7 protein-coding genes are annotated in these 12,306 nt (G+C 69.4%); 3 read left to right on the forward strand and 4 right to left on the reverse strand.

The features are described 5' to 3' along the window. Positions 1-116 precede the first annotated feature (116 nt). From J7500_RS14010 to ggt, 3 genes are read left to right on the forward strand one after another with little or no spacing between them, the layout of a single operon-like run. Positions 117-1,739 carry an L-lactate permease gene (locus J7500_RS14010; RefSeq protein WP_294062424.1) on the forward strand — a complete coding sequence of 541 codons (1,623 nt, stop codon included), beginning with the start codon at positions 117-119 and terminating at the stop codon, positions 1,737-1,739. 10 nt (positions 1,740-1,749) lie between these two features. Next, positions 1,750-1,971 carry a hypothetical protein gene (locus J7500_RS14015; protein WP_294062425.1) on the forward strand — a complete coding sequence of 74 codons (222 nt, stop codon included), beginning with the start codon at positions 1,750-1,752 and terminating at the stop codon, positions 1,969-1,971. Positions 1,972-2,013: 42 nt separating this feature from the next. After that, the gene (gene ggt, locus J7500_RS14020; protein WP_294062426.1) at positions 2,014-3,675 is read left to right on the forward strand and encodes a gamma-glutamyltransferase; all 1,662 of its coding nucleotides are present in this window, start codon (positions 2,014-2,016) and stop codon (positions 3,673-3,675) included. A gap of 10 nt (positions 3,676-3,685) precedes the next feature. Here ggt and J7500_RS14025 read toward each other — a convergent pair whose 3' ends face one another. The 4 genes from J7500_RS14025 to J7500_RS14040 all read right to left on the reverse strand — a co-directional run bounded on the left by J7500_RS14025 (position 3,686) and on the right by J7500_RS14040 (position 12,292). Next, positions 3,686-5,638, reverse strand: a complete 1,953-nt coding sequence (locus J7500_RS14025; RefSeq protein WP_294062427.1) for a proprotein convertase P-domain-containing protein — start codon at positions 5,636-5,638, stop codon at positions 3,686-3,688. A gap of 8 nt (positions 5,639-5,646) precedes the next feature. Then, a complete protein-coding gene (locus tag J7500_RS14030; protein ID WP_294062428.1) occupies positions 5,647-10,647 on the reverse strand; it encodes a hypothetical protein in 5,001 nt (1,666 codons plus the stop codon). 43 nt (positions 10,648-10,690) lie between these two features. Then, on the reverse strand, positions 10,691-11,749 hold the full coding sequence (locus J7500_RS14035) for a hypothetical protein (RefSeq protein ID WP_294062429.1): 1,059 nt from the start codon (positions 11,747-11,749) through the stop codon (positions 10,691-10,693). Positions 11,750-11,827: 78 nt separating this feature from the next. Continuing rightward, entirely contained in the window at positions 11,828-12,292 is a 465-nt protein-coding gene (locus tag J7500_RS14040) for a hypothetical protein (protein ID WP_294062430.1), read from the reverse strand. Between the last annotated feature and the right edge of the window lie 14 nt (positions 12,293-12,306).

Genomic DNA, 12,306 nt, shown 5'->3' on the forward strand with positions numbered 1-12,306 from the left:
GCGCCTCGTCCTTCTCAGGGAAATCACCGATTACCCGCTGGCCCCAGAGGGGCTGAGGTGCACCCCTACTCCTGAAAGCCCGCAAAGCGCGGCAACCGCCGATTTGGGGAGAGCCTATGGAAACGGCGCCGGTTCCGGTCGATCTTCTGCACTGGGTGCTCGCGGTCCTCTCGATCGTCGTGCTGCTCGTGTTCCTCGTGCCGCTGCGCTGGCGCGCGCCCGAGGCGGGTCCGATGGCGATGTTCACGGCCGCGCTGGTCGCGCTCTTCGCCTTCCGGACGCCCTGGCAGACGCTGGCGGTCGCCGGCGGCAAGGGCGTGTGGGACGCGATCTTCATCCTCTATGTGATCTGGCCCGCGCTGCTGCTCTATCAGGTGACCAAGCAGGCCGGCGCCTATGATGCGCTGCGCCAGGGCATTTCGAGATTCAGCCGGAACGAGCTGTTCATCGTCCTGGCGCTCAGCTGGGTCTTCGCTTCGTTCCTGCAGGGCATCGCGGGCTTCGGCGCGCCCGTCGTGGTGGTCGTGCCGCTGCTGATCGCGATCGGCGTCAAGCCGGTCTACGCGGTGGTGATGGCCGTGGTCGCGCATGCCTGGGCGCGGTTCTTCGGCACGCTCGGCGTCGGCTGGCTCGCGACGCTGCAGGTCGCCAATCTCGAGGACGTCCCCCGCGCGGCGCTCGAATCGGCGTTCCTCGTGCTCATCTCCAACTATCTCGGCGGCCTGCTCGTCGTCTGGGTCTATGGTCGCGGCGCGGCGGTGCGCCATGCCTGGCCGCTGGTGCTGATCCTGGGCACGATCCTGGGCGTCGGCCAGCTGCTGGTCGCGCTGTTCAGCCCCGAGCTCTCGACCTTCCTTGCCGCGGCGGTCGCGCTCCTGTCGCTCTATCCGCTGTCGCGCTGGCGCCGGTTCGGCGAGCCCGTCACCGGCATCCCCTATCGGCCGGCGATGATGGAGCAGACGGTAAGCGAGCAGCGCGAGGCTGCGCCGGTGATGAGCCTCACCATGTCGTTCGTGCCCTATGTCATCCTCACCGTGGTGACGCTGAGCGCGCTGCTGATCCCGCCGCTCAACGCGCTGCTGCGCCAGGTCCGCATCGGCCTGCCCTTCCCGGAAGTGGGCACGGGCTTCAGCATCTACAACGCGGCGGTGGACAGCTACGCGCCGATCACGCCCTTCACGCACCCGGGCATGATGCTGCTGGTCACGGCGATCATCGTCTGGTTCGTGTACCGGGCGGGCGGCTATTACCGCGCCTGGGCGGAGCGCCACACGCCCGAGCGGATCTGGTCCGCACTGCTCATCGACGCGGTGCCCGCATCGGTGCCGATCATCGCCTTCCTCGTCACCAGCCGCATCCTCGATCACAGCGGCCAGTCGCTGACCATCGCCTATGGCCTCGCCGCCGTATCGCCGCCTCTGGTCTATGCCGGTCTCGCCAATCTGATCGGGGGTCTCGGCGCCTTCATGACCTCGAGCAGCACTGCCTCGAACGTGCTGTTCGGCGGAGTGCAGAGCGGTGTCGCCGATCTCCACGGCCTCCCGCGCGAGACGATCATCGCCACCCAGGCGGCGGGCAGCGCCTATGGCAATGCGATCGCCCCGGCCAACATCGTGCTCGGCACCAGCATTGCCGGGATCAAGGGACAGGAGGGCTCGGTGCTGCGGATCACCATGCCCTGGACGGTCCTGGTCGCCGTGCTGACCGGCGTGACGACGGTGGCAATGATCCTGCTCTGAGGAGGACGAGGTGGACAAGAAACTCATGGCGGAATGCCTGTCGCTTCTGCTGCTGTGCGCCGCCTTCCCGATCATCAGCATCGGCACGACCGGCGGCGGCGCGACGCTGTGGTGGGTCGGGCTCGGGGCGATTGTCGCGGGCGGGCTGCTGCCCGTCTGGACGCGATACATGGATCACAGCAACGACAAGGTCCGCGACGTCGGCATGGAGTTCGACGATCGGACCTCCTAGGCCCCTGCCCGCCTTCGCGGCGGCGCCCGTCAGGAGGTGATGATGAGCCATCCCAATGGTCCGCGCACGGGCCGCCCGCCCACCTATGCGCCGCACGGCGTGGTCTCGACGCCGCATTATCTCGCCAGTTCCGCGGGACTCAATGCGCTGCAGCAGGGCGGCAGCGCGGTCGACGCGGCGATCGCCGCCAATGCGGTGCTGTGCGTCGTCTATCCGCACATGGCGGGGCTCGGCGGCGACGGCTTCTGGCTGATCGCCGAGCCGGGCAGCGGCCGCGTCCACGGCATCAACGCCAGCGGTCCTGCGGCGCAACGCGCGACGCTCGACTATTACCAGCCCCATGCCAAGGAGGGCGAGATTCCCGCGCGCGGGCCGCTCAGCGTCCTCACCGTCCCCGGCGCGATCGACGGCTGGCGACTGGCGCACGAGCGCTTCGGCCGGCTCGAATGGAGCGCACTGTTCGAAGCGGCGATCGGCTATGCGCGCGAGGGCATGCCGGTCAGCCGCTCGCTCGCCGACTGGACCGCGCAGGACGAACAGATCCTCGGCAAGGATCGGGCCACCGCGGCGATCTTCCTGCCCGGAGGACGTGTCCCCCGCGACGGGCAGCGGCTGGTCCAGGCCGATCTCGCCCGCGCGCTCCAGCAGATCGCCGGCCAGGGCGCGCGCGCCGGGTTCTACGAAAGCGACATCGCGGCACGCATTTGCGCCTCGCTGCAGCCCGGCGGATCGCCGCTCGCCGCCGAGGACTTCGCCGCCTTCCGCGCCGAATGGGTCGAGCCGATCACGGCCGAATATCGCGGCTATCGGGTCCATGAGCTGCCACCCAACACCCAGGGCTTCACGGCGCTCCAGATCCTCAACCTGATTGGCGGCTATGACGTTGCGTCGTGGGGCGAAGGGACCGCCGATTATTATCACCACATGGCCGAGGCGGTTAAGCTCGCATTCGCCGATCGCGAGGAATGGCTCACCGACCCTGATTTCGTCGACATGCCGGTGGAGCGGCTGATCAGCCAAGCCTATGCCGACGAGCGCCGCCGCCTGATCGACCCCGAGCGCGCGCTCGGCATCGCCGCCGTGCCCGCGGGCATCGCCTATGCCGATCCGCACGAGCGTCGCGCGCCCGACGGGGACACCTGCTATTTCTGCGCCGCCGATCGCGACGGCATGGTCGTGTCGCTGATCCAGTCGATCTACCACGACTTCGGCAGTGCGGTGGTGGGCGGCGATACCGGCATATTGATGCAGAACCGCGGCGCCTTCTTCTCGCTCGACGAGAAGCACCCCAACCATCTCCAACCGGGCAAGCGGACCTTCCACACGCTGATCCCGGCGATGCTGACGCAGGGCGATCGTCCCTATCTCGCCTTCGGGTCGATGGGGGGCGAAGGACAGCCGCAATCGCAGGCGGCGCTGGTCACGCGGCTGATCGACTTCGGCTATGACGTGCAGCAGGCGATCGAGGCACCCCGCTGGCTGATGGGCCGGACCTGGGGCACCCGCACGCGCAACCTGTCGCTCGAGGGCCGCATCCCCGACGAAGTCGCGCGCGAGCTCAAGCGGCGCGGCCAGCCGATCCAGATGGTCACCGACTGGAACGACAACCTCGGCCATGCCCAGGCCATCCGCGTCCACCGCGAACAGGGCCTGTACGAAGGCGGCGCCGATCCGCGCGGCGACGGCGCGGCGCTCGGCTATTGAGCCCCGGCGGCTATTTGATCGTCGTACGCAGCGTGAAGGCGAAGCTTGCGCCCGGAGCGAGCGAGCCCGCCGTTCCGGTGACGGTCGTGCCCGAGAGCGAAGCGCCGAACGGATCGGTCTCGTCGGCGCCGGCCGCATCGTCGTCCTCGGTCGTCGCCGCATCGGAGCAGCTCGTTCCCGAACGGATCGACCCCGCGACATAAGCGACTCCGGCCGGCAGCGGGTCCGACGCCGTCACGTTTGTCGCGGTGGTGTAGCCCGCGTTGCTGACGAGAATGCAATATTGCGCGACGGCGCCGGGGATCGCCTTGGGGTTGGTCGCGCCGTTCACCGGATCGCTGAGCACGGTGCTGCTCTTGCTCACCGCGATGCGCGATTCGGCCTTGCACAGCGTGAAATCCGATATGGCGATGCCCTGCTGCCCGGGGTCCGTCGGGGCCAGCGAATGGTTGCCGTAGCGAAGGACGATCGTGTCGACCGGCGCGGAGAAGGTGACCACGACATTGCCATTGGCCTGGGTGTCGCCCGAGAGCTGGTCGCCATAGGCCACGTTGCCGCTCACATAATTGGCCAGGCCGTTGGTGAGCGTCGGATAGACCGTCACGCCGTTGCGCGTGCCCGTGATCGTCACCTTGTCGGCGAACTGGCTCGTGCCATAATCGACGTCGAAGATCGTGAACTGGACTCCCGGCAGCGCCACGCCCAGGCTGATCGTCGTCGTTGCTTCCTGTGTCTGGTTCGCCAGGTCGACGAGCTCCATCAGCGAGTAGCGCGCCGTGGCGAGACCGCCTGTGACGACATTCTGGCGCGTCGGCGACTGGCCTCCATAGGTGGCATTGTTGAGGAACTGGCCGGGGTTGCTCAGCGTGAAGCTCAGTGTGCCGATCCCGGCGAGCGCATAGCTGTTGCTCGTGCTTCCGGCCGCCCAGCTATAGTTGTTCCAGCTGAAGCTCGCGCTCCCGGCCGGGCAGACCAGCGTCGGGGCCGTGCCCGCGGTGCGCGTGCCCGATACGGTGGCGCTCGCCGAGGCATAGTCATCCTCGCTGGTCGAGCCGTTGCCCGGCGTCGAATCGCTGTCGGTCGCGGAGGACGCGAGCACCTCGGCCGTTGCAGTGAGCGTCGCGCCGCTGCTCGCGATTACCTGCGCAGTGATCGTCAGCGTCCGGCTCTGGCCGGGCGCGAGCGTGCCGACGGTCCAGTTGTCCGTCGTGGGATCGTAGCTCGTTCCCGTCGCGGTAGACCCCGAATAGCTCACGCCCGTGGGCAGGTTCACGCCCACCACCACGCCATTCGCCGTCAGCGACGATGCCGAGGCATTGGTGACCGTCAGCGTGTAGGTGACCGTGGCGCCCGCGACCGGCGAGCTCGGGCTGACGCTCATGGTCAGCGAAAGATCGGCCGCCGCTGCGCCGGTGATGGTGAGGTCGGCCTGATAGAAGGTACCGTTGATGCTGTTGTTGTTGGTGTCGCAGATCTCCAGCGTCCAGATCCCCTGCGCGGCCTTGCCGTCGAAGGCCGAGAGCGCCTGGGTCGGCCGATAGCTGGCGGCATAGGGCGGCACCACCGTGGTGCTCGTCGCGGCGGCGGGATCGGTGGTGTAGCTGCTGATCGCATTCGCCGCTTCGTCGTCGAACAGCACGTTGACATTGTGATTGGCGGCATTGCCGTTGTTGGCGGCGAGCTGGACGCGCGTCCCGTCCGGCCCCACCAGGTACATCCGCAGGTCCGGTCGGTTGTCGTGCGCCATCAGCACGCCGATGTTGACGTCCGCCACCGTCAGGCTCTGGCTCACGCTGAAGGTCCGCTTGAACGCGCTGCCGGGGCAGTTCGCGCTGCTGACATAGGCCACCGCGCCGTCGGTGCTGTTGGTGACGCTGGTCTGCGCAGCGGCCGGAGCGACGATTCCCGAAACCAGCCACAGCAGCAGCGCGACGCGAGTCAGCACGACGGCGATCCGGGTCATGTGCGCCGTCATTGTCCAACCCCCAGCGTCGCTAGCGTGTCGGTGTCGAACTTGACGCGCATGGCCGCGAAGAACCCCGCGTCGGTGTGCCGCGCGGCGGCGAAGTCGCGGTCGCGGAAGCCGCTGACGTTGTATCCCAGCGTCACCAGCACGTCGTCCGCGGGATTGAAGCCGATCTGCGGCCCCAACGCGAAGCTGGTCAGTCCGTCGGTGAGATTGTGGCGCACCGTCGCGGCGCCGCCGATCTCGAACCGCTCGCCGAGCCCCAGGCGCACGTCCAGCCCCCCGAGCAGCGAAGTCGCGTCGATCGCATTGCCTTCATAGACGTCGAAATTGTGCCGCGCGCCCAGGAAGAAGCCGATCTCGGTGCGCTGCACCGTGTCGAATCCGTCAACCCCGAGCGGCGACCAGTTGCCCGAAAGGCTCGCCATCAGGCGGCGCGAGCGTGCGTCGCCGGTCACCGTCATCGCGCTGCGACCCGCCGCGCCGGCCTCGCCCGCTATCGCGCCGGTGACGCTGTCGCTGCGGAACTCGAGCTTGCCGAGCAGCGCGAGCGCCGAGTCCGCCGGCCGATGCGCGGCCGAGATGGCGGCATCGAGCACTTCGCTCGACTGGCCGTCGTCCGCATCCGCCCGCGTCCAGCTGAGCCCGGCGCCGACCATCGAGCCTTCGCCGAGCTGCCGGATCGCGCCGGCAGTCACGCCCTTGCGATCGGCCAGCTCGCCGTCGCGCAGCTCGCCGCGCGCCGTGGCGGTCCAGCGCCCGCCGCGCCAGGTGCCGCCGAGCGTCACCGCAGTGAAGTCCTCCGCCAGCGTGCCGTTCTCGCTGATCGTGCCGCCGCTCGCGGCCGGATGCGCGGGATTGACCAGCCGCCCGGCGTCGAACCCGCCCAGGGTGCGCGACGAATCCACGGTCGCGTCGATCGTTAGGTGCCGGCTGACCTGCAGCGATTGCGAGAGCCCGAAGGCCGCGAAGCTGCGCTTGCCATATTCGGCGACGTCCTGCTCGCCCATGGTGGTCAGGATCCGCGCGCCCGCCCAGGGGGCGACTTCGAAACCCACGCGTGCGGTGCGCGCATCGATCGCCTCGCCCTGCGCAATCTCGTAGCTGCCGACCAGCTTCACGTCGCGCATCAGCGCATAGCGCAGCCCCAGCCGGTGGCGCTCGGGCAAGTCGATCGACTCGGCCTTGCCCAACGCGACACTGCTCGCGAGCGTCACCTCGAGCCGGCTGTCGAGCAGCCGCTGGGTCGCCGCCGCCTCGAGCAGAGTCGAGCCGGCGCTGGTCCCGTCGGTCAGATGGTCGCGGAAGCTGGTGATGCCGATCCGCGCTTCGGTGTCGGCGGTGCGATAGGCCGTGGCGAGCTCGACCGCCTGTCGGCTGGCGTCGTCGATCAGGCTGTGATCGTACCAGCCGCTGCCGATCACCGACCAATTCTCGGTGAGATTGTAGCGCGCGTCGACGCCCAGCTTGCGCCGCCCGCGCTCGGCCCCGGCGAGCTGGCCCACGCCGAAGTCGCGGTCGGCCGAGCGGGCATAGCCGAGCACGTCGAGCTTGCCGTCGTGGTGCTCGACCTCGACCAGCCAGGCGCTGGAGGTCTGCTCGCCCGCGCGGCTCACCGCGGCTTCGGCGCGCACTTCGGTGTCGGCGCCGATCTTTGCCTTTAGGTCTACCGCCGCCAGGTTGGTGCGCTCGCCGCCCTCGCGCGCGCCGGTGTCGCTCACTGCGGTCGCGCCGACACGCAGCTTGCCGCCAGCGGTCGTCCAATCGGCGCGCAGACCCGCATTGATCGCGCCGCCGCGCGCATCGTCGATCTCATAGTTCACGACGATGAACTGCGGATTGAGCGTGGCGTCGCGGCTCAGCACCGGCTCCTTGAAGCTGATCGTGCCTGCCAGCCAGTCGATGTCGTAATCGGTGAAACGCGCCAGCGACCGCCGCTCGACGATCTGCTCGGAACGGAAGCGGTCGCGCACTTCGATCGTCACGGTCTCGCTGTTCGCGATGATGTCGCGGCTCGACAGGCGATAGGGGCCGGTGATGCCGCCGCCCTGGATCTCGTCGCGGCGATGGCCCTGGGCGGTGCGCGTGGCGAAGCCCTGGACATGGACCTGCCCGATCTGCCCCTCGGCCTTTACGCCGGTGATGGTCCGCTCGTAGCGCGCGAGCACGGTCTGGTCGAAGCCGGTGACGAAATCGCCATAGAGCGCATAGAAGCTGCTCGCTTCGATGCGGACGTAGAGCTTGTTGCGGCTCGCGGCGTCGAAGCGGCGGTCCGACCCATCGGCGAAGACGGTGTAATAGGCGTTTGGATCGATCGCGCCGAGCAGCCGCTGGTCGTCGCGCTGCTTGGCGCTGTCATAGGCCAGCGTCACCAGATAGCGTCCCTGGATCCGCCCCTTGGCATAGAAGGCGACGCGCGCGCGCTCGCCCAGGTCGCTGTCGAAGCTGCCGCCGCGCTCCATATTGTCCGCCACGGTGCGCGCGCCCAGCGAGCCTTCGGCGAGGCCGACGAGCGTCCACTTCTGCTCGCCCGGCATCACCCAGGCGTCGAGCGTCTGCTTGCGGCTCACGTCGCGGTCGACGAAGCTGAAATCGAGATGCAGCGGGCCGCTCACCATCGTCGGCGCCAGCTCGACTAGCGCAATCCCCTCGTCGCCGTGCACCGTCCAGGTCGGCCGCGCGCGATCGAGCCCCGAAAGCGCACGCGCCTGCATCGCATCGAGCGCCGCCGCGCTCTCATAGGGCGCATTGACGGCGAACTGGCCGGTGAGCCCGTCGTGCACCGGGCGCCCGAAGCGATCGAGGATGCGCACCGCGACCACCGGCCGCGCCGCGCCGTCGGCGATCAGGTGCGAGCGCTGGGGCAGCAGCTCGACGCGCGCCGGCGTGCCCGAGAAATAGACGTCGCGCGTCGCCTGCGAGGCGACCGACCCGTCCTTGTTGCGGATCGTCGCAATGAGGTGCGTCACGTCGCCCGAGAGCGGGATGCCGCGCCAGATGCTCACCGAATGCGTCGCGGCGTTGCGCGTCCCGTCGAAGGCGACCTTGTCGACCGGCTTGCCGTCGGCGGCGAGCTCGACCGTCTGGTCCCGGCGGTGGCGGATGACGACGCGGACCGCGGGCGCGCGCGGATTGTGCTCGGCAGTGGGGAACAGAAAGCCGTCGGGGCCGTCGCCCAGCGCGAGCCAGTCGGTGTCGCCGCCTGCCGCCCCGCGGTCGCTCGCGGGCCGCTTTTCCTCTGCCTGGGCCGCGCGCTCGGGGACCATTGCCACGAAATCCTCGACCGCCAGGCCGCCGCCCTGCCCGATCACGAAGCGCGAGGTCGCGCTGCCGGCGCTGCGAGTCGAGCGGCTGCAATCGACGAAATGCCCGCCCGCGGGGAGCGTCTGCCCGGCCGCCTGGACGACATGCGTGCCGGGGACCAGCCCCTCGAAATGATAGCGGCCGTCGGCGTCGGTGATGGCGAAGCTGCCGTCCTCGAGCATCACGCGCACCCCGGCGATGCCCTGATGCCTGGCGTCGGGCGCGCAGCCGCCGTCGGTGATGCGGCCGATCAGCGTCATCCGCCCCGCGATCGTCTCGCGCTCGATCCGGATCGCTGCGGTGGTGACGGTGCGGTTGCCGCGGGCGTCCACCGCTTCGGCGCGATTGATCGCCTGGCCCGGCGGCGCATCGACTCGCACCGACATGGCATAGGTGACCGTCCGCACCGCGCCCGCGGCGACGTCGCCCAGCGATATGGCGAGCGAGCGGCCGTCGGCGGAGAGCTGCACCGCTTGGGCATTGGGCTCGCCGTCGACGCGGATGCTGTCCTTGCGCAGGCTCAGCCACTGCGACGGCGTATCGGTGAGCGTCACCTGCCGCTTGACGTGGCTGTCCGGGTTGCGTGCGGTGATCGTGTAGAAGACCGCGTCGCCCGGCGTTGCGGCCGCCCGCGAGACGGTCTTTGCGAGCGTCACCGTCACCGGCGGCCGGTCCACCGGCACGTCGATGCGGATCGGCGCGGCCGTGCTCAGCGCGAATGGCTTGCCGTAGGAACCGTCCGAGATGTGGATCGCAGTGCCGTCGGCATGGGTGACGCCGACGAGCTTGTCGGGCGTGACGCTCGACGGCGCCGAATAGGGCGCGGGCGGCGTGACGACGATACGGTAGTTGCCGAACGCCGCGAGGGGGAAGCGATAGCCTCCCGCCGGCATCGGATAGACGTTGCCCGCGCCATCGGTGATCGGCTGGCCGGCGATCACGCTGGAAGGCCATGCCGTGACGCCGTCGTCGGCGAACACGCGCGCCGGGGCACCGGTCGCCGCATCGACCAGAGTCACTTGCGCGCCGTTGACCGGCGTGCCGTCCTCGCTGTCGAACACCATGCCATAGGGATCGACCAGCGCAGTGACTTCGGCCGATGCGATCACGCCGCCGCTGGTGCCCAGTATCTCCACCGTGACGCGGTCATCCGCGCCCACGGTCAGCGCGCAGTCGCCCGAGACGGGGACGGCGGGAACCGCCCGCGTGGGAAGCGCGCCCAGGAAGACGCCGCTGTTCTCCGCGGTCTCGAAGATCGTGACGGTTTCCACATCGCCGCGCGAGGTCCGCACCTTGGCCACGACCTGGTCGATGGCATCGGGGTGCAGGTTCGCCGCCGGCGCGCTCAGGCTGAAATAAAGCGTGGTGCCCGCGACGACGGTGGTCGTGTGGGCGAGCGGCACCGACAGCGTCGGCTGCGGATCGTTCGCCGCCGCGTGCTGCTGGCCCGCGCAGCGCGACGGCGTGTAGTCGACCGGGCTGCCCTCGTTGTCGCTGCGCTGATAGGTGCCGATCGTCACCGGCGACGGGCTGACGGTGAGCGTGACGCCGTTCGACTGGGCCTCGGCCGCGCGCCCGCCCTCGCTCCACCGCGCGCCGGCAACGTTGGTGATGGTCTGCGCCTGCGCCGCGAAGGCGCACGACAGCGCCAGTGCCCAGAAGAGCACTGCCACTATGCCGAAGGTGCGACGCAGGGTGATCATGCGGGTCACGGCCGGGGCCGGCACGAGGCCGGCCCCGTCGTCCTCAGTTGATCGTGGCCCGGAAGACCAGCGTGCGCGTGTCGCCTGCGGTCACGGTCGGCAGCGTGCCCGAAACCGTGCCCGAGGCGAAGCTGCCGCCGGCCGTCCCGTTGAGCTGGCACTGGCCCGAGACGACCGTGCCGCTCAGCTTGATCCCATAGCCCGCATCATAGGTGATCTGCGTCGGAAGCGTGTCCGTCACCGCCACGTTGGTGGCGTCGGCGCCGCCCGCGGCGTTGGTCACGGCGATGCAATACTGGATCGTCGCGCCGGGGATGAACTTGGGGTTGGTCGTGCCGTTGATCGGGTCGCTGATGATCGAGCTCGACTTCAGCACCGAAAGCGTGGCGGTGAAGACGGTATAGTCGTCATTGTCCGAATGGCGGGCATCGCGCGCGCCGTCGGTCACGCCGGCGGCGTCGGCGAACACCGTGTCCATCGCCGCGGTGTTGGCGCCGGTCGTCTCGGTCAGCGCCGCGCCCAGCGTGCCGGCCGCACCCGCCTCGCGGGCCTCGCCGGTCAGCGTGACGCCCGCAACGCTGGCATTGGCCAGGCTCAGCGGCACGTCGGCGACGACGAACAGCGTGCGGCTGCCTTCGGCGGCCAGCTCGTCGACATAGGTCACCAGCGTGTCGGTGCCCGGATCATAGGTGCCGTTGGCGTTGCTGTCAGCATAGATCTTGATGTTCGACACGTCGAAGCTGTCGGTCCCGCCATGCGCCGCGGTGCCGCCGGCGAGCTGCGCGGCGGTGAGCGCGAAGTCGAGCGTCGCGTTCGACAGGTTGGTCAGCTTGAACGTCGTCACCGCGGCGGTCTGCCCCGGGGTCACCGTGGTGGTGACGGTGCCGACTTCCTCGACCAGCAGGTTGATCTTGCGGTCGACCGTCAGCGTGTCCGAAGCCTGGGTCGCAGTCTGCGCGACGCCGCCGACCTGGTAGTTGACGGTGACGGTGTTGGTGATCTTCGATCCGGCCTGCGTCTCGGAAGCGAAGGCGGGTCGAACGACCAGAGTGGCGAGCGCAAGCGCGCCCGCCACTCGCGGCAGCGTGCCGGAGTGTGTCATCTCTTGTCTTTCCTCGTGAAGCCCCCCGGCTCCTCGCCTACGCTACTCGCGCGAAGCGGCCGGCGGGTCGTTTAAGCGTCAGCGAACTATGGCGTGGTACTCGACCGTTCCGGTGCCGCCCGGCGCGATCGCGGGGATCGTCCAGCGGACGTGAGTCACGTCGTCGGCGCGTGCCGGGCGTCGCCCCGTCCCCTCGGCGACGGTGAGGCTCGCGAGCGTGCCCCAGCTCTTGCCGCCGTCGACCGACACCTGCAGGCCGGCCGCCCCCTCGGGCGCCAGGCGCACCGCGGCGGGCAGCGGGTTGGTGACGACGAAGTTGCTCACGCCCTGCGTGCCCTTGTTGGCGTAGCGCGTGGTGAAGAGCAGCCGGTCACCCGGCACCACCACCTTGGGCTCGACCAGCACCGGCTTGGCGACGCCGTTCTCGACGACCGATTTCTCGAGCTTCACACCGCCTTCGAGCACGACCGGATCGGGCGCGGCCAGCGCGGCGACCGGGGCCATCGTCAGGACGGAGCAAACCGCCAGGAGAGTCTTGAACATGGTCACGATCCTTC

The organism is Sphingomonas sp., assembly GCF_017744835.1.
Classification (GTDB): domain Bacteria; phylum Pseudomonadota; class Alphaproteobacteria; order Sphingomonadales; family Sphingomonadaceae; genus Sphingomonas.

Coding starts and splice junctions, on each gene's coding strand:
- J7500_RS14010 (WP_294062424.1), top strand. CDS start 117: ATGGAAACGGCGCCGGTTCCGGTCGATCTTCTGCACTGGGTGCTCGCG.
- J7500_RS14035 (WP_294062429.1), bottom strand. CDS start 11,749: ATGACACACTCCGGCACGCTGCCGCGAGTGGCGGGCGCGCTTGCGCTC.
- J7500_RS14025 (WP_294062427.1), bottom strand. CDS start 5,638: ATGACCCGGATCGCCGTCGTGCTGACTCGCGTCGCGCTGCTGCTGTGG.
- ggt (WP_294062426.1), top strand. CDS start 2,014: ATGAGCCATCCCAATGGTCCGCGCACGGGCCGCCCGCCCACCTATGCG.
- J7500_RS14030 (WP_294062428.1), bottom strand. CDS start 10,647: ATGATCACCCTGCGTCGCACCTTCGGCATAGTGGCAGTGCTCTTCTGG.
- J7500_RS14040 (WP_294062430.1), bottom strand. CDS start 12,292: ATGTTCAAGACTCTCCTGGCGGTTTGCTCCGTCCTGACGATGGCCCCG.